Annotated in this window: 17 protein-coding genes; 11 read left to right on the forward strand and 6 right to left on the reverse strand. The window is 61.9% G+C overall.

Annotated features, from left to right (window positions below; translation table 11 throughout):
• The first annotated feature begins 98 nt into the window (after positions 1-98).
• Entirely contained in the window at positions 99-1,412 is a 1,314-nt protein-coding gene (locus tag ACYQ12_RS09235; protein WP_459870561.1) for a porin, read from the forward strand.
• Positions 1,413-1,674: 262 nt separating this feature from the next.
• On the opposite strand, the gene ACYQ12_RS09240 is transcribed toward ACYQ12_RS09235, so the two are convergent.
• Together ACYQ12_RS09240 and ACYQ12_RS09245 are read right to left on the reverse strand one after the other, a co-directional pair.
• The gene (locus tag ACYQ12_RS09240; RefSeq protein WP_459870563.1) at positions 1,675-3,333 is read right to left on the reverse strand and encodes an electron transfer flavoprotein-ubiquinone oxidoreductase; all 1,659 of its coding nucleotides are present in this window, start codon (positions 3,331-3,333) and stop codon (positions 1,675-1,677) included.
• Between the two features lie 243 nt (positions 3,334-3,576).
• Positions 3,577-5,307: a SulP family inorganic anion transporter gene (locus ACYQ12_RS09245; RefSeq protein WP_459870566.1), complete on the reverse strand. Its 1,731-nt coding sequence runs from the start codon at positions 5,305-5,307 to the stop codon at positions 3,577-3,579.
• Between the two features lie 300 nt (positions 5,308-5,607).
• Here ACYQ12_RS09245 and aptA point away from each other — a divergent pair, with 300 nt between their 5' ends.
• From aptA to ACYQ12_RS09295, 10 genes are all read left to right on the forward strand, one after another.
• Complete coding sequence (gene aptA, locus ACYQ12_RS09250; protein WP_459874493.1) at positions 5,608-6,888, forward strand: omega-aminotransferase AptA; 1,281 nt, start codon at positions 5,608-5,610, stop codon at positions 6,886-6,888.
• Positions 6,889-7,051: 163 nt separating this feature from the next.
• Positions 7,052-8,695, forward strand: coding sequence for a methyl-accepting chemotaxis protein (locus ACYQ12_RS09255; RefSeq protein ID WP_459870568.1), 1,644 nt, complete (start codon positions 7,052-7,054; stop codon positions 8,693-8,695).
• Between the two features lie 259 nt (positions 8,696-8,954).
• Complete coding sequence (bktB, locus tag ACYQ12_RS09260; protein ID WP_459870571.1) at positions 8,955-10,136, forward strand: beta-ketothiolase BktB; 1,182 nt, start codon at positions 8,955-8,957, stop codon at positions 10,134-10,136.
• Positions 10,137-10,275: 139 nt separating this feature from the next.
• Positions 10,276-11,487 (forward strand): MFS transporter, encoded by a 1,212-nt coding sequence (locus tag ACYQ12_RS09265; RefSeq protein WP_459870574.1) that lies wholly within the window; start codon positions 10,276-10,278, stop codon positions 11,485-11,487.
• 137 nt (positions 11,488-11,624) lie between these two features.
• The gene (locus ACYQ12_RS09270; RefSeq protein ID WP_459870576.1) at positions 11,625-12,392 is read left to right on the forward strand and encodes an SDR family NAD(P)-dependent oxidoreductase; all 768 of its coding nucleotides are present in this window, start codon (positions 11,625-11,627) and stop codon (positions 12,390-12,392) included.
• 9 nt (positions 12,393-12,401) lie between these two features.
• Positions 12,402-13,598, forward strand: coding sequence for an acyl-CoA dehydrogenase family protein (locus tag ACYQ12_RS09275; protein WP_459870578.1), 1,197 nt, complete (start codon positions 12,402-12,404; stop codon positions 13,596-13,598).
• Positions 13,599-13,819: 221 nt separating this feature from the next.
• A complete protein-coding gene (locus ACYQ12_RS09280) occupies positions 13,820-13,954 on the forward strand; it encodes a DUF6285 domain-containing protein (RefSeq protein WP_459870580.1) in 135 nt (44 codons plus the stop codon).
• Positions 13,955-13,968: 14 nt separating this feature from the next.
• Entirely contained in the window at positions 13,969-15,621 is a 1,653-nt protein-coding gene (locus ACYQ12_RS09285; RefSeq protein ID WP_459870582.1) for an AMP-binding protein, read from the forward strand.
• Positions 15,622-15,677: 56 nt separating this feature from the next.
• Positions 15,678-17,006, forward strand: coding sequence for a short-chain fatty acid transporter (locus tag ACYQ12_RS09290; protein ID WP_459870585.1), 1,329 nt, complete (start codon positions 15,678-15,680; stop codon positions 17,004-17,006).
• A gap of 372 nt (positions 17,007-17,378) precedes the next feature.
• Positions 17,379-18,074 (forward strand): TetR/AcrR family transcriptional regulator, encoded by a 696-nt coding sequence (locus ACYQ12_RS09295; protein ID WP_459870588.1) that lies wholly within the window; start codon positions 17,379-17,381, stop codon positions 18,072-18,074.
• A 71-nt stretch (positions 18,075-18,145) separates the two neighbouring features.
• Here the strand turns inward: ACYQ12_RS09295 and ACYQ12_RS09300 are convergent, their stop codons facing one another.
• From ACYQ12_RS09300 to ACYQ12_RS09315, 4 genes are all read right to left on the reverse strand, one after another.
• Positions 18,146-18,931 (reverse strand): alpha/beta fold hydrolase, encoded by a 786-nt coding sequence (locus ACYQ12_RS09300; protein ID WP_459870591.1) that lies wholly within the window; start codon positions 18,929-18,931, stop codon positions 18,146-18,148.
• A gap of 173 nt (positions 18,932-19,104) precedes the next feature.
• A complete protein-coding gene (locus tag ACYQ12_RS09305) occupies positions 19,105-19,482 on the reverse strand; it encodes a flagellar protein FlaG (protein WP_459870593.1) in 378 nt (125 codons plus the stop codon).
• A gap of 74 nt (positions 19,483-19,556) precedes the next feature.
• Positions 19,557-20,114 (reverse strand): FlgO family outer membrane protein, encoded by a 558-nt coding sequence (locus tag ACYQ12_RS09310; protein WP_459870596.1) that lies wholly within the window; start codon positions 20,112-20,114, stop codon positions 19,557-19,559.
• 6 nt (positions 20,115-20,120) lie between these two features.
• Positions 20,121-20,783, reverse strand: a complete 663-nt coding sequence (locus tag ACYQ12_RS09315) for a hypothetical protein (RefSeq protein WP_459870598.1) — start codon at positions 20,781-20,783, stop codon at positions 20,121-20,123.
• Positions 20,784-20,981 lie beyond the last annotated feature (198 nt).

Below are 20,981 nucleotides of genomic sequence, written 5' to 3' on the forward strand. Positions count from 1 at the left end.
CGGCTCGGAGCGGGCCAATGATGTGTCATGTTCTGATGTACCGGCAGGCCTTGCCGGGCGCAGAGACAGGCATCGGTACAAAAATAATGAGGATCATCATGCATAAGCCAGTCACAAAGATAATAACCGTTTCCGCGTTGGGCGCTGTACTAATGCTGCCGCTGGGCATGGCCCATGCTCAGCAGTCTTCGGCGGATATCGATGCTCTGCAGCGCCAACTGCAAGCATTGCAGGCGCAGATCGATGAGCTGAAATCACAACAGCAACAGACGCAGCAGAGCGTTGCCGCCGTCGAGCAGAACGCACAAAGCACCCAGATCAGTGAATCCGATCGCAGCGCCATCAAGAAGATCATCGAGACTGTCAAGCCGGTCGAATTCTACGGTGTGGCCCGCCTGTCTCTCGATTATGGCGACTCGGGGGTTAGCGACTCCGAAGAGAATAACGGGCGAGGAATCACCAGTGGCGATGTGGGGCTGTCGTCCAACACCACCATCTTCGGTCTGCGGGGGACGCATGACTTCGAGTTGGGCGGGACGCAGTATGCGGCACTCTGGCAGCTTGAGCAGAGCTTCAATCCCGGCTTGAACCAGGGCGATACCCTGGCCAACCGTGATACGTTCCTGGGTCTCAAGACACCGGCCGGCACCTTCCGAGCAGGTCTTCTGGATACGCCGTTCAAGACCATGGGTATCCTCTATAGCGCTTTCACCACCACCGTGGGTGATCCGCACGCGATCCTGGGGACCGGGCCGAATCCCGCCTATGGACGTATCGACCTGCGCGCCTCCAATGCCCTGATGTGGGACGGCAAATTCGGCGACGTATCGTATTCGCTGCAGTACGGGCTCGACCAGAATCGCGGGATTTACGACAACAACGAACAGATCCTCAACGGTACCGAGGATCTGATCGATGACAACAGCTCGGACATGTACAGCGCCAGCGTGTCGTGGAACACCGGTGGGCTGAATCTCGGCGCGGCCTACGTCAATTACTCTCAGCTCTATTCGGAGCAGAGCATCGAAGCCTACCGCTTCGGCGCCAATTACACCTTCGGTGCCGCGAAGGTCGGCGCGATCTACGAAAATATCAACGAATACGACCCCATGGATCGCGATGCCTATGGTGCCTTCGCCACCTATCGTGTCGCGCCGCGTACCACGGCCGGTGTGCAGTGGATGCATGCCAACGAAACCGAGAACGGCAGCGACAACGATGCCGATCAGGCCAGCATCGGCGTCTTCCATTCTCTGACCAAGGCGCTGACGGTTCATGCCATGTACACCAAGACCATGAACGGCGACAACGCTCAGTACCGTACGGCCGACTATGCCCATGGCGACCGCGTGAACGCGCTGCCGGGCGGAGATCCGCAGGCCTTCTCGGTCGGCGCCCAGCTCACATGGTAAGCAAGAGGTAAGAGAGCGACTTCTGTCGAGTGCAGGGGCGATCGGCAACTGAGGGCAAGTTCAGGACTGTTCGCTCCCTGCCGCTTGGCAGGTGTCAAACGACGCCATCCGATTCAAGTTTCGCTTGTCGTCACGCCTACTGTTCGTTGCCCCGCCCTTGGCGGGGCTTTTTCATGCATGCTGGCACGTGAGTGCCCGAGCGATGCTCAAATCGTCAATGAAAAGGCCCCGCATGGCGGGGCCCTTGGCATGAGGAGGCGGACTACATGTTGGGATAGTTGGGCCCGCCGCCGCCCTCGGGCGCCACCCACTGGATGTTCTGCGCCGGGTCCTTGATATCGCAGGTCTTGCAGTGCACGCAGTTCTGGAAGTTGATCTGGAACCGCGGCTGGCCGGCGTCGTCCTCGACCACCTCGTACACCCCGGCCGGGCAGTAGCGCGTCGCCGGCTCGGCGTACTTGGGCAGGTTGTGCTGGATGGGAATCTCCGGATCGACCAGCTTGAGGTGGCAGGGCTGGTCTTCCTCGTGGTTGGTATTCGACAGGAACACCGAGGAGAGCTTGTCGAAGGAGAGCTTGCCGTCGGGCCTGGGGTAGTCGATCTTCTTCGCCTGGTCAGCCAGCGCCATGCGCTCGTGGTCCGGGGTGGTGTCGCGCACCACCGGCAGCTTGCCGCCCAGCAGCTGGTTGGCGAAGTTGTAGGCCCCGCCGACGTTGGTGCCGTACTTGTGGATCGCCGGACCGAAGCTGCGCGCCTCCTGCAGCTCCTCCCAGGCCCAGCTCTTCTCCCACCTGGCGGTGAACGCCGTCAGTTCGCGGCCCCCCTCGTCACCCTCGACGAACGCCTCGAACACCGTCTCGGCGGCCACCATGCCCGACTTCATCGCCGTGTGCAGGCCCTTGATCTTGGCGAAGTTCAGCGTGCCCGCGTCGCAGCCGATCAGCAGCCCGCCGGGGAAGGTCATCTTCGGCAGGCTGTTGGCGCCGCCCTTGACGATGGCCCGTGCCCCGTAGGACACCCGCTTGCCGCCCTCCAGATACTGCTTGAGCACCGGATGGTGCTTCATGCGCTGGAACTCGTCGAACGGCGACAGCCAGGGATTGGTGTAGGAGAGATCGACGATCAGGCCCACCACCACCTGCTGGTTCTCGGCGTGATAGAGGAAGAACCCGCCGTGGGTATCCTTCTCCAGCGGCCAGCCCGAGCCGTGCACCACCAGGCCCGGCTCGTGCCGGTCGGCGGGCACGTCCCACAACTCCTTCAGGCCGATGGCATAGTGTTGCGGGTCCTTGCCCGCGGCCAGATCGAAGCGCTGGATCAGGCGCTTGCCCAGATGCCCCCGGGCGCCCTCGGAGAACAGCGTGTACTTGGCGCGCAGCTCCATGCCCGGCGTGTAGCCCGCCTTCTCGCTGCCGTCCGCCGCCACGCCCATGTCGCCGATGACGATGCCGCGCACCGTGCCGTCCCCGTCATGGAGCACCTCCTGGGCGGCGAAGCCGGGAAAGATCTCCACGCCCAGTTCCTCGGCCTGCTCGGCCAGCCAGCGGCACAGGTTGCCGGCGCTGATCACGTAATTGGGCATCGCCCCGCCGGTGTTGTGCATGCTCTTGGGGACCAGGGCGTTGGGCAGCTTCTGGGCCTTCTCGGCATCCTTGAGCAGGTAGACGTCGTCGCGCGTGGCCGGTGTGTTCAAGGGGGCGCCGCGCTCCTCCCAGTCGGGGAACAGCTCGCGCAGGGCGCGAGGCTCGAAGACCGCACCGGAGAGGATATGGGCGCCGACCTCGGAGCCTTTCTCGACCACGCAGACCGAGAGTTCGCGTTCGGCGGCCTGGGCCTGCTGCATCAGGCGGCAGGCGGCGGATAGACCACTGGGACCGGCGCCGACGATGACCACGTCGAAGTCCATGTATTCACGTTCCATGCGTCTCTCCGTGATAGAGGGTAGCTAAAAGACCATCCGCAGCGGCGCATTTTCGGACCGGACATGATGCGAGCGGTCGTCCATGGCTGAAAATGCAGTTGTCATTTCGCCGGGCCGGAGCGCGGCAGATGCATAGCGGACTTACATTCAGCTTATGATGCTGACAAGGCATGCCAAGGTCAAATTTTTCGGAATTGGATTTTATATAGCAAAATATCGGTGCCGATACTGCCGTGAAATGGTTCACCTGGTGACCGAAGAAGCGGACTTATGGTGATTTTTAAGCTCGCTCCAGGCGATGTAGGTGCTGAGAAAGACCTTGCCGGTGAGATGATCGACGAAATCGCTGCGGGCGAGCTGGTCCATCACCGGCCCTTTGACTTCTGCCAGGTGCAGGGTCACGCCGGAATCCGCCAGCCGGGCATTGATTGCCTCGAGGCTCTCCAGGGCGGAGGCATCGATGAGGTTGACGGCCGAACAGATCAGGACGACGTGTTCGATTTCGGGATGCTCGGCGACCAGGCCGTAGACGGTATCCTCGAGATAGCGAGCATTGGCGAAATAGAGACTTTCATCGATACGCAGCAAGGCCACGTGCGAAGCGCTTTCGACCCGATGACGCTCGACGTTGCGGAAGTGCTCGGTACCCGGTACGCGTCCGACCACGGCGCTGTGGGGACGGCTGGTACGGTACAGGTGGAGGACGATGGATAGGCCGACGCCTGCGATGATACCGGCTTCCACCCCTTCACCGAGCGTCAGCGCGATGGTGGCGAGCATGGCGGCGAAGTCGCTGCGCGAGTAGCGCCAGGTACGCCGTATCGCCTGCAGATCGATCAGCGTGAAGGTGGAGACGATGATGATGGCCGCCAGCGTGGCAAGCGGCAGAAAACGGATCAGCGGCGTGAGATACAGCGTCACCAGCGCCACACCGAGGGCTGCGAAGGCGCCTGCCGCCGGGGTCTGGGCACCGGCATCGAAATTCACCACGGTGCGCGAGAGGCTGCCGGTGACCGGCATGCCGGAGGATACCGCGGCGGCGAGATTGGCGGCGCCCTGTCCGATGAGCTCCTGGTCGGGCGCGATACGCTGGCGTCGCTTGGCGGCCAGCATCTGGGCCAGCGACACCGACTCGATGAAACCGACCACGCTGATCAGCAGGGCGGGAATCAGCAATTGCTGCCATAGCGCAAAATCGAATGATGGCAGTCCCAGCGGCGGCAATTGCTCGGGAATATGCCCGATGACCTTGACGCCCGCCGCGGCCAGGTCGGCTTGCCAACTGATGACCGTGGTCGCCGTCACGGCCATGATGGGACCCGCCTTCACCACGAAGCCCGCCAGCGTGGCCGACATGCCGCAGCGCTGTAGCCAGGGGCGTGCACGGCGCATCAGCATCAGGAAGATCACGCTACCCATGCCGACCAGCAGGGTGGGGAGATGAATGTCCTGGGCATGGCGAATCAGATGAGCCAACTGGTCGAACAGGGTGAACCCGGCAGATGGCAGGCCGAGCAGGCCGGCCAGCTGACTGGCGGCGATCAGGATCCCCGAAGCGCTTAACAAGCCCGAGATGACCGGGTGACTGAGGAAGTTGGCCAACAGGCCCAGTCGGAAGACACCCATCAGAATCAGCATGCCGCCGGACAGCAGCGCCAGGGTCGCGGCGGCCTCGAGGTAGGCGGGCGTGTCCTGGGCAACGACGCCGGAAAGTGCTGCGGCCGTCATCAGCGACACCAGCGCCATGGGACCGATGGCCAGCGTGCGGCTGGTGCCGAATACCGCGTACACGATCAATGGCAGGATGCTCGCATAGAGACCGACCATGGCGGGCAGTCCCGCCAGCAGGGCATAGGCCAGCGCCTGAGGAATGATCATCAGTGTCACGATGACGGCGGCGAACAGATCTTGCGACAGGGTGTGACGATCGTAGGCCGGTAGCCAGTCGGCGATGGGCAGGTAGCGTTTGAGCATCCGTTTCTCGTATTGGGAGTCGGCCGGCGATGCATGCAGCATGCGTAGAGGAATAAGGTTAGAACGCAAATGGTGGCCTGTCGTGAAAGACAGTGCAAGGTCGGCGCGATGCGCTAAATAGCGCTAACGTGCACATTGATGTCGTTGTATTTTTAAACATCCATTTTACGCCCAGTCTGAAAGAGCCGATTCCACGCGTTACTACAGGGACGAATATTCATGCCCAGCTTGGACCCCCATACCGATGCGGCTGTCAGGCCGGCCGATGGCACCGAAGCACCGCCAGGCACCGCCTACTGGATGCCGTTTACCGCCAATCGCGACTTCCGGGCGCACCCGCGCATGATTGCGGGAGCCGAAGGACGCTACCTGCGTGACACTCGCGGGCGCCAGCTGTTCGATTCCCTGTCGGGACTATGGTGCTGCGGGGCGGGGCACAATCGTGAGGAGATCCAGCGTGCCGTGTCGCGGCAGCTCGGAACGCTCGATTACGCTCCCGGCTTCCAGGCCGGGCACCCCCTGGCCTTCGAGCTGGCCGAACGTCTCGCCGCCCTGACGCCCGAACCGCTCGATCATGTCTTCTTCACCAGCTCCGGTTCGGAGTGTGCTGACACGGCGGTCAAGATGGCTCGCGCCTACTGGCGGCTCAGAGGCAAGCCGGAGAAGACCCGTCTGATCGGGAGAGCCAAGGGCTACCATGGGGTCAACATCGCCGGTACCAGCCTGGGAGGAATCGGCGGCAACCGTAAGCTCTATGGCCAGCTGATGGAGGTCACTCATCTGCCGCATACCCTGCAGCCGGGGCTGGCCTTCACTCGGGGGCAGGCGGAGACCGGCGCCGAGCTTGCCGATGCCTTGCTGGATCAGATCGCGCTGCATGACGCCTCGAACATCGCGGCGGTGATCGTCGAGCCGGTATCCGGTTCTGCGGGCGTCATCGTACCGCCCAAGGGGTATCTCGAACGGCTGCGCGAGATCTGTTCCGCTCACGACATCCTGCTGATCTTCGATGAAGTGATCACCGGTTTCGGTCGTTGCGGTGCCGCGTTTGGTGCCAACGCTTTCGGGGTAGTGCCGGACATCATGAATGTGGCCAAGCAGATCTCCAACGGCGCGGTACCGATGGGGGCGGTCATTGCCTCGCGCGATATCTTCGACACCTTCATGCATGCCGATGTCCCGGCGCATGTCGTCGAGTTTACGCATGGCTACACCTACTCGGGGCATCCGGTGGCCTGTGCCGCGGCGCTGGCGACACTGGAGCTGTTCGAGCGCGAGGATTTTCCCGCCCAGGTCCGTGCCATGGCGCCCATCTTCGAGGACAAGCTTCATGCACTGAAGGGGCGTCCATGCGTCGTGGATATTCGTAACTACGGGCTGGCCGGGGCAGTTCAGCTCGAACCACGTGAAGGCGATCCGCTGATCCGCCCACGTGACGCGGCACTCGCCTTGTGGGAGGCGGGATTCTACGTGCGATACGGCGGCGACACCCTGCAGTTCGGTCCTCCTTTCGGCTCTACCGAAGCCGAGCTGGAACGGCTTTTCGACGCCGTCGCCACTACGCTGGACACGCTGGGCTGACCCTCTTGCAATCGTGACGGGACGGCAAGCGCCTCACTCCGTCTCATTCCTGCTACGCCTAAAGTTCGATCTGCTCATGCTTCACTTGGGCGCTTTTCTCGCCGATAACGTTAGGTAACAATCCCAACAAGAGTGAGTGCGAGCCATGCAGGGAACGAGAGAGATGGCCTCCGTCGCTTGTCTCGGGGGCGCGGTGGGGCTTGCCGCATATGACGCTTCCTGGGCGCCTTATGCCGCGATACTGCCCGGATTTCTGGCAGGGTTGCTGCTGGGGGCAGGCCGGCTGGCACGCCTGTATGGCGCATCGGAGGAAACGCTGGAACGTCTGGGCGGGCGTGGCCTGGGGCCTGCCCTGCGCGACTATCTGTCCTTGCGGCGCATGGCGCATCGTCTGGTGAGACGGGCAGGGCGCACGGCGATTGCCTCGGCGGAAGTCTCTCACCATGCCGATCGCATGGACCAGCGCCTGCAGGTACAGGAGTCGGTCATTCGCGAGGCCGTCTCCAGCATGACCTCGATCACCACGGCCGTCACCCAGGTGTCATCCAGTACCCTGCACGTGGCGGAACTGGCCAGCCGGTCGCACGAAGCGAGCCAGACCAGCCGTGAAGCGCTCGAGCAGGTGATCGTGGAAATGCGCACCCTGGCGCAACGATCCCATGAAGCACTGGCCCTGTTGGGCACGTTGAGTGAAAAGACGGCACGCATACGGGACGTGACCGGCTTGATCGAGAACATTGCCGTACAGACCAACCTGCTGTCGCTGAACGCATCCATCGAAGCGGCCCGTGCCGGGGAGCATGGCCGTGGCTTTGCCGTCGTCGCCGGCGAAGTCCGTCAGCTTGCCGGGCGGACCAGTGACGCGACCCGTCAGGTAGAGGGGCTGGTCGGCGAGATCGGCACCAGCAGCCAGCAGGTGGTGGACACCATCGGACATCTCATGCAGCGTGTGGGAGAGCGTGCCCAGGAGGTCGAGACCGTGGGCACACATCTGACCTCGCTGGGCCAGGATTTCAATGAGGTCGAGAGTCAGATCGGCAGCATCGCCCGGGCCATGAGCGATACCAACGGCCACGTTGGCCAGGTGGCCGGTACGCTGAAAGCGCTGGAAAGGCATATCGACGAGGGCACGCGGGACATGCACGATCTTGCCGAGCAGTCACGTGCGCTGATGTCCGCTGCCGAGGCCGTCGACGGTGAATTGGCCCAGCAGCGCCTGCCGAGTCAGCATCAGCGTGTCTTCCATGTCGCCCGGCGCACGGCCGATCATATCGGCCTGCTTTTCGAGCGGGCGCTCAAGCGGGGCGAGCTCGACGAATCCGCACTGTTCGCGGATCGTTATCAGCGAATCGAAGGCACCCATCCCGCCCAGTACCATACTGGCTATGACGATTTCTGCGACCGCCACCTGCCGGATATCCAGGAACCGTTGCTGGATGCGTTGGGGGCGTCTTATGCCATTGCCTGCGATCGGCGCGGCTACGTTCCCACCCATCAGCGCCACGTCAGCCAGCCGCCGACGGGGGATTACGCCACCGATCTCAGACTCAGCCGCAACAAGCGCATCTTTGACGATCCGACCGGCAGTCGTTGCGGGGCGCACACGCAATCGTTGCTGGTCCAGACGTACAAGCGCGATACCGGCGAGGTCATGCATGATCTCTCGGTTCCCATCTATGTCCATGGACGGCATTGGGGCGGGTTTCGCATAGGGTATGCGCCTGAATCGGAACCTCAAGCCGCCGCCATGCCCGCCGAGACTGCGCAGGGCGAGCCCCTTCCTTCAAGGCGCGAGCCGTCCCGGTGATGGGCTGACACCCTGGCCGTAGCCGGCTCGGCCTAACGCAACCCGCGCCGTACACCTCTCCTCCTTGCAGCGACTTATGGCGAATTGACCGGTCGGTGGCGCCTGACTAGAGTGAATTTTTTGGATTATTGTCGACAATTATTGCGGATTTTCAGTCAGGCTGACGGAACGGCGATGTGCCGTCTCTCTCCGGCAGCTACAAGCACTTCTGGCGCGGCCGGGACACTGCCGGTAACAGCGATATGGTGGAGCAAGACACATGCGTGACGTAGTGGTAGTGAACGGAGTACGTACGGCGATCGGCACTTATGGCGGCGGCCTGAAAGACGTTTCCCTGGGCGATGCGGCTGCAGCAGTGGTTCGCGAGGCGGTAAATCGTGCGGGTATCGATCCCGGCGATGTGGGGCATACCGTGTTCGGCAACGTCATCCATACGGAGCCGCGCGACATGTACCTGGCACGGGTCGCCTCGATCAATGCCGGACTGCCGGTTTCCACGCCGGCGCTGACGCTGAATCGCCTATGCGGCAGTGGCCTGCAGGCGATCCTGACCGCAGCTTCCTACATTCAGCTGGGCGAGCACGACTGTACCGTGGCCGGGGGTGGCGATGCCATGAGTCGAGCGCCATTCTGGCTACCCACGAGCCGTTGGGGGCAGCGCATGGGCGATGGGGTCATGCTCGATGCCATGGTCGGTGCGCTGACCGACCCGTTCGACAAGTGCCACATGGGTATCACTGCCGAGAACGTTGCGCAGAAGTGGGGCATTTCCCGTGAGGAGCAGGATGCGCTGGCCGCGGAAAGCCACAAGCGTGCAGTGCAGGCCATCGAGCAGGGACTGTTCAAGGACCAGATCCTGCCCATCGAGGTCAAGACCCGCAAGGGGGTCGAGGTCTTCGATACCGACGAAGGTCCCCGGCAGGGCGTCGAGGTGGCAAAGCTGGCCGGGATGAAGCCGGTGTTCAAGAAGGACGGCGGCACGGTGACTGCGGGTAACGCTTCCTCTCTCAACGATGGTGCGGCGGCGGTGGTGCTGATGGAACGCCAGGCAGCCGAGGCGCGAGGCTACCGTCCGATGGCGCGGCTGGTCGGTGGCACGGTGGCGGCGGTGGAGCCGAAGTACATGGGCATCGGGCCGGTCCCGGCAATCCAGCAGCTCTTGGCGAAAACCGGCGTGTCCAAGCATGACGTGGACGTCTGGGAAATCAATGAGGCCTTTGCTGCCCAGGCGCTGGCCGTGATCAAGGATCTCGAACTCGATCCGCAGCGCGTCAATCCCAACGGCAGCGGCATCTCTCTGGGACACCCCATCGGCGCCACCGGGGCGATCCTGACCGTCAAGGCACTGCACGAACTGCAGCGTACCGGCGGACGCTACGCCGTGGTCTCCATGTGCATCGGTGGCGGGCAGGGCATCGCGGCGCTCTACGAACGCGCCTGAGTTCTTCTCTCCGTACGATTTATCAGCGGTGGCCCTGGCCGCCGCTGGTTCGCTCCCCTCGATGAAGATGTCGGCATTGGCCGGCTGCGTACCGTCTCGTGCCGGACGGTGATGGAATTCGCCACGACAGGATGTCGCCATGACCGCTCCCCAACGTCCCCCGGCAGGATTGATGATCGCCACCGGCATTCTCGTGATTGTCGTCACGCTGGTGTTCGCACGATTGGCCTACGGACTCATTCTGCCGCCCATGCGCGAAGGATTGGGGCTTAGCTACCAGCAGGCGGGCAACCTGGGCACCGTCACCGCGCTGGCCTATCTCTGTCTGGTAATGGTGGCGGGCAGCGTCGCGGCTCGCAAAGGAGGCAAGCTTGCGATACTGCTCGGCGTGCTGTTCGCCACGACCGGTTTTGTCGGGCTGAGTCTGGCGTCGAACTATCTCGTACTGCTGGCCTTGATGGCGCTGCTGGGATTCGGCACCGCCTTCGCCTACACGCCCCTGATCTCGCTGCTGGCCACCTGGTTCCCGGCGCGGCGTGGCGCGGTGATCGGACTGCTGACCTCCGGGGTCGGTATCGGCATGCTGTTGGCCGGCTTCCTGGTGCCCTATCTGACCGAGAGGTTTGGCAGTGAAGGCTGGCGGATGACGTGGTGCGTATTTGCCGCCACCGGGGTACTGGCGATGGTCGCGGTGCTCGCGTTTCTGCGCAATCCGCCGCTACCCGAGACGAGCCAGGCGCAACCGATCGATCGCGCGGGTGTGTTCCGCAACCGCCGGGTCATCGTGGTCGGGCTGGCATATGGGGTAATCGGCATGACCTATATCGTGCAGACCCTGTTCATGTTCAGTTACGCCCTGGATGCGGGGGTATCGACGCAGACGGCAGGGCGCCTGGTATCCGCCATGGGCGTTCTGTCGATCGTCGCCGCGCCCACCTGGGGCTGGCTATCCGACCGACTGGGGCGGGGCAGTGCCATGCTGGTCGCGATGATCCTGGTCCTGGTGGCAACGGCCATGCCGGTGGCATGGCCGGTGACATCGAGCTTCGTTGCGCACTATCTGTTGCTGGGCGGGGCGACGTCGGGGCTCTTCACCTCCGTGCTGGCCGCCTCCACGGAGCAGGTGGCGCCTCGCGAAGCGCCCCTGGCGGTGAGCTACGTCACCGTGTTCTTTGCCATCGGACAGCTCCTGGGGCCGGCGCTGGCCGGGACGCTGATCGAATGGACCGGGGGATTCCAGGTCGTGTTCGCGATCAGTTGCCTCGTGCTGATGGCAGGTATCTACCTGAGCTGGTTGATCCGAGGCTTCTCGCGCCCGGCAGCGGCCAGCGGCGTCATGAACCGCTCATAACCCGCGTATCCGACAATCCTGATTTTCGTTCGCCTACCTTTCGTTCGCCTACCACCTATGTCTAGTCGGCAGGACCGACATCGGCATTGTAAAAATCGAGCGCTCGCTCTAATTTTGAGTAAAACAAGGAGAACGTCATGCAGGACATGTTCAACCTCAATGGCAAGACGGCGTTGATTACCGGCGCTTCCGGTGGGCTCGGCGCCCATTTCGCGCAGACTCTGAGCGCGGCAGGCGCTCGCGTGCTGCTGGCGGGGCGTCGTGTCGAGCCGCTTGAAACGTTAGCCGAGAATCTCCGTGCAAAGGGAGGTGAAGCGCACCCGCTGCCGATGGACGTCACCAGCGCAGGCAGTGTCAGCGAAGGGCTCGATGATGCCCAGTCGCGCTATGGCGTGGTCGATGTTGCCATATGCAATGCCGGCGTGGCGGTCAACAAGATGTCGCTGGACACCTCCGAAGAGGAGTGGGATCAGGTCCTCGATATCAATCTCAAGGGATGTTGGCTGGTGGCCAATCAAGTCGCCAGGCGGCTGATCGATGCGCAACGAACCGGAAGCATCGTCAACGTCAGCTCGATTCTCGCTCACCGAGTGGCGGGAGCGATCGCCTCCTATGCGGCTTCCAAGGCAGGGCTCGAGCAGTTGACCCGCAGTCTGGCGCTCGAGTGGGCGCGCTACGGGATTCGCGTCAACGCCCTGGCGCCGGGTTATATCGAGACCGATCTCAACCGCGAATTCTTCGCCACCGACAAGGGCCAGTCCATGCTCAAGCGCATTCCTCAGCGCCGCCTCGGGCAGTGCGAGGATCTCGACGGCGCCCTGTTGCTGCTGGCCTCGGACGCGTCGCGTTACATGACCGGCAGCGCCATCGTCGTCGACGGCGGCCATCTCCAATCCTCTCTGTAAGGGCTTCGCATGGATTTCACCCTCTCTTCCGAAATCGACGACTATCGCCAGCGCATCAGGACCTTCGTCGACCGCGAACTGCTGCCGTTGGAGCGTCTCCCTGAGGCCTTCGACGTTCACGAGAATCTCGAGGAGTCGCAGCTGGTATCGCTGCGCGAAAAGGCCAGGCAGGAAGGCTTGTGGGCACTGCAGATGCCCAAGGCGCGCGGTGGGCAGGGCTTGTCCATCGTCGGTATGGCGGCCTGTTACGAGGAGATGAACCGTTCGATCTTCGGGCCGGTGGTGTTCAACTCGGCGGCCCCTGACGACGGCAACATGATCGTGCTCAACAAGGTGGCCAGCGAGGCGCAGAAGGACCGTTGGCTGCAACCTGTCGTCGAGGGAAGGGTCCGCTCCGCCTTTGCCATGACCGAGCCGCCTCCCGGTTGCGGCTCGGACCCCACCATGATGCAGACCCTGGCTCGGCGCGAGGGAAACGACTGGATCGTCTCGGGACACAAGCACTTCATTACCGGGGCGGGTGTCGCCGAGCATTTCATCCTGATCGCGCGAACTTCGGAGGATGCCCGCAAGGGGCTGACGGCATTCATGTTCCATCGCGACGATCCGGGTTGGGAAATCGTGCGGCGCATTCCGATCATGGGGCCGGAGGAGCACGGTGGACATTGCGAGCTGCGTTTCGACGGTTTGAGGATTCCCGACGAGAACCGCCTGATGGAGATCGGCGATGGGCTGAAGCTGACCCAGATACGTCTGGGCACGGCACGCCTGACGCATTGCATGCGCTGGCTGGGGCTGGCCAAGCGTTCCATGCAGATCGCTGTCGATTATGTCGCCGAGCGCGAGTCTTTTGGCCAGCGGCTGGCCGAGCGCGAGGGCGTGCAGTGGCTGCTCGGCGAGGCGGCGATGGAAATCCAGGTCGGCCGTCTGCTGACCATGCACGCTGCCTGGAAGCTCGACCAGGGCGACTTCGCCCGCAAGGAGGTGTCCATGGCCAAGGTCGCCGTCTCGGAAACGCTCCACAAGGCGGTGGATACGGCCATTCAATTGTGCGGGGCTCGCGGCTACTCCAAGGATACGCCCCTGGAGTGGATCTATCGTTACGCCCGTCAGGCCCGACTGGTTGACGGTGCCTCCGAGGTGCACAAGATGGTCTTCTCACGCAACCTGCTCGAGGAAGGCCAGGATTTCTGGGCCTGGGGGTAGGAGGTGGATCATCAGGATACCGCCCGAGCCTTTGCCACCTTCATCGCCCAGGCCACCGGGGCCGACGCTGTCGCTGCTGCCCGGGCAGCGCAAGTACGACGTATGGATGATCGCCGATGTGATGGGGATCGCAGCACGGGAGATCGCCTTGGCATCGCGACAGGAGGCGGAGATAGCTCGGCAATTTCCATGACAATGCCGGCTTGGGAGATGGCCGGGCCATGACCGAAGCGACCCTGGCCGAGGACATCCGGCGTCATGCCCTTGACGATCGTGCTGATGAACTATGCGACCTGCTGCTGGCCGTGACGCGTGCCAAACTTGCCATCAGCAATCCGAAACGTCTTACCAGCTGACTGCGGAGACGCCCATGACCCGCTCCAATGACAACATGAACGACGCACGCCAAGGCGATGCAGACAACGCGGCACTGGACAAGCGACAAGCCAACTATTCGGCGCTCTCTCCGGTGGCGTTTCTCAAGCGCTCCGCGCATGTCTTCCCGCACAAGACGGCGGTCATCGACGGCGACACGACCCTGACGTATCACGACTTCTATCGACGCTGCCGGCAGGTGGCCTCCGCTCTTGCCGCGCAAGGCATCGGGCCGGGCGATACAGTGTCGGTGATGGCGCACAACGGCCGCGAGTTGCTGGAAAGCCATTATTCGATCCCGATGCTCGGGGCCGTGCTCAATGCCGTCAATACCCGGCTCGATGCCTCAACGGTCGGTTTCATCCTCGAACATGGCGAGTCGAAGGCGCTGCTTTACGATACCGATTTCGAAGCCCTGGTCGAGCAGGCAATCTCGGGGCTCGATTCACCGCCGCGGCTGATTGCCATCGAGCGCGACGGGGGCGCGACCCGGGACGCGGAGCGGCTCGATTATGAAGCGCTGCTCGAGGCGGGCGATCCGGACTTCATCTGGCAGCCGATCGAAGACGAATGGGCCTCGCTGTCGCTCAACTACACCTCAGGCACGACCGGAAATCCCAAGGGCGTGGTTTATCATCATCGTGGCGCCTACCTCGCCGCGATGAGCAATGCCATGGCCTTCGACATGACGGCGCAGAGCGTCTATCTCTGGACGCTGCCCATGTTTCATTGCAACGGCTGGGGGTTTCCCTGGGCGGTGACCGCCATCGGGGGCACGCACGTCTGTCTGCGCGGTGTCGATTGCGAGGAGATTCATCGGCGCATCGAGGCCCACCGGGTCACGCACATGTGTGGAGCCCCCATCGTCATGAACATGCTGCTCAATGACCTGAGCCACATGGGCAAAACGATTTCCTCCCCGGTACGCTTTGCCCTGGGCGGTGCCGCGCCGCCGGATACGGTGATCGCCAAGGCCCGTCAGATCGGCTTCGAAATCACGCACCTCTACGGCCTGACGGAGACCTACGGCCCTTCGGCGCTCTGCGTCGATCAGGAAGAGTGGGCGCAGCTCTCCGTTGCCGAATTGGCCAAGAAGATGGCCCGACAGGGCGTGGCCAATTTCGCTATCGACGACATGCAGGTGTGGCGCGTGGAGGACGACCGCCCGGTACCCTGGGATGGTGTCACGCTCGGTGAAATCGTCATCCGCGGCAACACGGTGATGAAAGGCTATTTCAAGAACCTCCGCAAGACCGAGGAGGCCTTCCGCGGTGGCTGGTTCCACACCGGCGATCTGGCGGTGACTCACCCGGACGGCTATGTCGAGATCAAGGATCGCTCCAAGGACATCATCATCTCGGGCGGAGAGAACATCTCGAGCCTGGAGATCGAAGAGGTGCTTTACGCCCATCCGCGGGTCATGGAGGCGGCCGTGGTCGCCTGCCCCGACGAGAAGTGGGGGGAGGTGCCTTGTGCCTTCATCCATGTCACGCCGGACGACGAGGATGTCAGCGAACAGGAGATCATCGAGTTCTGTCGCAGCCGCATGGCGCGCTTCAAGGTGCCCAAGAAAGTCGTGATCGGCGAACTGCCCAAGACCGCCACCGGCAAGATTCGCAAGAACATCCTGCGCGAACGTATTCAGTAACACGTCTCACAACCCTGACCCACCTCCATAACAATCCACAACAACGGAGTCACACCATGCTCAACAAGCTTGCCGCGCCTTTCACGTATCTCTTCCAGCGCTGGATGCCGGATGCCTTCATTTTCGCCTGTCTGCTTTCGTTGCTGACGTTCGTCCTGGCCTTCACCGTAACCGACTACTCGCTGGCCGACACGGTGGATTCCTGGGGCAACGGGTTCTGGGGGCTGCTGACCTTTTCGGCCCAGATTGCCATGACCTTGATCACCGGCCATGTCCTGGCCCACACGCCTCCCATGAAAAGACTGCTGGAGAGACTCTCCGACATGGTCACGACCCCATCTTCGGCCTATTTGATGGTCGGGTTGATGTCAGGCATCGCGTCGCTGTTCTCCTGGGGAGTGGGGCTGATCGTGGGGGCGATCATCGCTCGGGAGACGGCGATCCAGTGCCAGCGCAAGGGCATCGTCATTCACTATCCGTTGCTGGTAGCGACCGCTTATTCCGGCTTTGTCATCTGGCACATGGGACTGTCGAGCTCCGTCGCCCTGTTGATCGCCACACCGGGCCATTTTCTGGAGTCGAGCATCGGCGTGATCCCTGCCTCGGAAACGATCTTCGCGTACTGGAACATCATCATGGCGCTGGCGGTGTTGCTGACCATGCCGGTGGTCATGATGGCGCTGCGTCCGCGTGACGAGAAGTGCGTGCCGCTGGCCATGGAGGAGGTCGCCGCCACGCATGAGGAGGTGTCGCCCGTCATCGATACTCCGGCCAAGCGGCTGGAGCATGCCCGTATCATCAATCTTATGGTCGGGGCGATCAGCCTGGCGTTCCTGCTCAAGTACTTTGTGTCCGATGGTGGCGGACTGAACCTCAATACCGTCAATTTCGTCTTCTTTACCTTGGGCATCCTGCTGTCGCGTTCGCCCATCCACTTCGTGGAACTGGTTGCCAATGCCGGCAGGACGCTGGGTCCGGTGTTCCTGCAATACCCTTTCTACGCCGGTATCATGGCGATGATGGCGGATTCGGGGCTGGCCGCGATGATCGCTCGCTGGTTCGTGGGCATCTCCACGGCGGATACGTTGCCGTTCTGGAGCATGATCAGCGGGGGGCTGATGAACATGTTCGTGCCCTCCGGAGGCGGACAATGGGCGGTTCAGGGACCGATCATGGCGCAGGCTGCCGCCGAGCTTGGCGCCGACATGCCGCGTGTCGCCATGGGCGTGGCGATTGGCGATCAATGGACCAACATGATCCAGCCGTTCTGGACCATTCCCGCCCTGGCGATCGCCGGGCTCCATGTCCGTTCCATCATGGGATATACCGTCATCGCACTCTTCTGGAGCGGGATCATCTTTTCACTGGGATTGCTGTTTCTCTAGTGGCTGGTGCCGAGAGGCGATTCGCCGGGCACCTCGTGGCCTTACTCAGGGCGCGCGGCAGCGAAGGGCGCTTTGACCTGAGCGATGCGGCCAACCGCCCTGGTGCTTCATGAATGCGGATCCGCACTGGACGTTCTCATGCAGTCCTCGACCGGTGGTATCATGCTCGCCCAAGGCTTGGAGAATGACATCCGCCATGCCGCCGAACTGGACCGTTACGCTGTTGTTCCGGTACTGAAGCAGGGAAAGTGCTGCCTTTGAAGGCTTGGCCGCTTGGTGCGGCATGTCTGGCTATGCCTGTATCGAGCGCCTGGGTCGGGTGCCGGAATCTAAACCGAAGGTTCTTTCTCAGTCTGTTTCCTGGTGTCCTGCATGCAGTCGGATTATGAAGCGTTCAAAGATGAAATCAGTCTGTCGAAATCGGAGATCTGTAGTGAGTTGTTCCATCAGAACTCCGATCTGATCCGCATCAAGAAGGAAAGGGTCGCGGTCAAGAACCTGATCCGGATCATCGACTCGACGTTGCGCCTGGCCAACTCCAAAGGTTTCCAGGCCATGACGTTGCGCGATCTGTGCAACGACTCGGGTTTGAGCATGGGCGGGCTCTACTCCTATATCAAGAACAAGGACGACCTGCTGCAACTGATACAGAATCACGGTTTCATCCTCACCCGGCGCACCCTGCTCAAGTACACTCGGGACGTCACGCCGCCACGCGAAAAGCTGTTCGTCGCCATCCGCACTCACCTCTATCTGAGCGAGCTGATGCGGGCCTGGTTCTATTTCTCCTACATGGAGGCCAAATCCCTGCCTCAGGAGGAGAAGCAGAAGGCGATCGCCGTGGAGCTCGAGATCGAGAACATCTTCGAGGCGATACTGCGCGAAGGTATCGAGACGGGCGTCTTTCAACCCGTCGATACTCGACTCATCGCTTCCTTCATCAAGGCGCTGCTGCAGGACTGGTATATCAAGCGGCGCAAGTATCGCGACCAGCAGCTCGATGTGACCGAATACGCCCAGGCGGTGCGAGAGCTGATCGAAAGCCGGATCCTGGCCACTGCGGCCTGAAGGGCGAGGTCAGGCAAGGCGCTGCCAGGCAAGGAAGAAAGCGCCTGCCTCGGGTGAGGCAGGCTTCGCCGTTACAGGGTGGCGAGGAAGGCCTGAATCGCGGTATTGACCCGCTCGGAATGCGTGAGGTTGGCGGCGTGCGGGGCCCCGTCGATAAGCTCCAGCCGGGCCTGGGGAAGGGCGTCCGCCATGGCCTGGGCGCGTGGAGTGGGGATGGCCTGGTCCGCCGTGCCGTGGATGACCAGCGCCGGGACGTTGATTTCGCCCAATCTTGGCTGGATGTCGTCGCGCTCGTCCAGGGTCGTGAAGCAGGCGGCAATGTCATGTGCGGCCTTCTGTTTCCAGCGGTCCTTCCAGGCCTCGGCGCCGGGCCAGTCCCGGCCGATGATGATGTCGGCAATGGTATCGGCACTCTCCTCCGACAGCCCCCGGGACGACCATTCCTCCACCAGGGCACGATGCCGTGGCAGGGTTTCGGGAGCTTCCGGCAGCGCCTGGGAGTCGATCAGGACCAGCGCACGGACCCGCTCGGGATGGGTCAGGGCACAGCGTAGCGAGAGGTAGCCGCCTTGCGACATTCCCACCAGAATGGCCTTTTCGATGTCGAGATGTTCGAGCAATGCCGCAAGGTCATTGGCGGAGTCGTAATAGGTGAAGGGTTCGATACTCTCCTTGGCAGTATTGCCGTGACCGCGTTCGTCCCAGGTGATGCAGCGGTACTTGCCAGACAGCGCATTCACTTGCGGTTCGAACATGCGGTGATCCATCAATAGCCCATGCGAGAAGATGATGGCAGGAGCGTGACCGCCGGTATCTTCGTAATAAAGATGTTGTCCGTTAACGTCGGCATAAGGCATGGCGTCATCCTGATTGTTGTCGATTGTTGTCAGTCGTCGGGCATCGCAAGGTCAGACCGGCCTGACCTTTCTGCTGTGAGAAATCAGATTTCATTCTCAATGATTTAAATTAGCGAATGCCGTGAGGCTGTCAACCGAACGAGCATCGATCCCCCTTGCGCTTTGGTCGGATGTCATACGCGCAAGGTGATCAAGCGTCCCTGAAGCTGTTCCATGGCCTGGGCGATACGCAACACTTCCTCGCAGGGAATCTGACGAATCAGGTCGCCGCTCGCGCGATCCACGATGCGCGTGATGACCCGGCCGTCGAAATCGTCGAGTTGGAATTCGACGCCATAGGCACGCATTGCGGTGTTGATCCGCTCGATTTCCTCGGTGAGTTCACCCCGGGTAGCCGAGGAGGCATGCATGCCTTGAGCCCCGTAGAAACCATCCGGTGCCGCGGACGAAGGGAGATGGGAGAGCAGCATGTCCAGTCGTTGCTGCCCGGTCAGCGTGTCGCCCCGTGTCGTGGCATGGGCGGGTATCGTGTCGATAGGTGAAGACGCCATGAATATATCCCTGCAGACGAAGACATTATGGTTGTTATCGGCGTGTCCGGTTTCCCGCTGCCCCGCGGTTCGTATCAATAGGGCGTCGGCAGCATGGAGCGCACATTACGATTCATGGGTAGCGTGAAGTTGGTGGCGCCCAGAATCATGTTGTCCGAGGCACGTACGATTCTGGCATTGACGTAGGCATAGGTATCTCCCTGGGCATAAGTACCGATCAGGATCGCCTGGGCATCGTGTGAGGCCGACAATCGATGGATGTCGCGAGAGAGCATGAGCTCGCCAGTGTCTTCCTGAATGAACAGACTGTCGCGCATCTTGACCTCGATGACCGATACTCCGGAGCGCACCAAGGCCGAGGCAAACATCTCTGAAAGCGTTCTGCCCAGGGTCGAGGACTGCTGAAGATTGTCGATATTGACGAACGTGGCGGCGATAACCGTTCTGTCGGGCTGCAGTGCATGAGTATGCGTGACGAGATCCGTCGCGGCATTCTCGACCTGCTCGAGAATATCCACATCACTGTCCCGTTTCGCCGGGGCGTGTGTCGTCGTCGAGCAACCTGTCGCAAGCGCCACGAATGCCGTCAGGATCATGGCCATGATGGGGTTGCGAAATCGAGTCATGTTCATGGCTATTTACCAACGGTTCGTGACGGGGATGGTCTTGGTACCGGATTCGTAATGGTCGTCGTCGCCGGCATTGATGTAGTAGATATTCGAGGAGGAATACAGGATTCGGTTATTGTCGGTGACCTGCGTGGTGATGATCACTTCCTCGTGACTCAATTCGGTCCAGTTGCCGCTGAACAGGTCGACGATTCCGGCAGCGGGAATCAGGGCCAGAGCCGGTTCGTTCCAGTGATTGATGGGGAGCGTGGCCACGGCGATGCCCGTCGACAAGGCCGTCCAGGTACCGGGAGATTCGCGGATATAGCCCCGGTCCTTGTGCTTGACCACCTGGACGGAGTAGTGAACCTGGGCGGCATTCAGCGGATCGGTACGGACGATGGCTCCGCTCGACACCAGTCGACTGATCAGCAGATCGTCGAAGCCGTTGGCAAAGGGCGTCGTCTGGGTATTGCCGGCAACGAAGAGAGGCCTGTCACGCAGGCTGGGCCTTGTCAGTATCTGCTGCGCCTCATGCTGGGCCAGTACATCCCAGTGATGGGCGGCCTGCATCTTCTGCTGCTCCGTGATGGGATAGGTCGTCGCCATGGGAACCTGCGAGGTGTTGACGTAAAAGCAGCCACTCAACAATGTTGCGGCGCTCATGGCAACGATCCATGTCCTGACCGGCATGATGGTTATCCTGTCTCGATAGGTAGAGTTGTCTCTTGAAGGTATCGGCGTGACGGGGAAAAGCTTGAGGGGGCGAGAATCCATGGAAAACATGGGCGAGTCGAAAGTGCACCACGTTGGCGGTCGGGTTCACGTAACCGAAGAAGGGGTGTAGATCGGATCCTGGCCCGAGCGGGCCATATTGCGGATGACACGCTC

The sequence above is a fragment of the Halomonas shantousis genome (assembly GCF_054654615.1).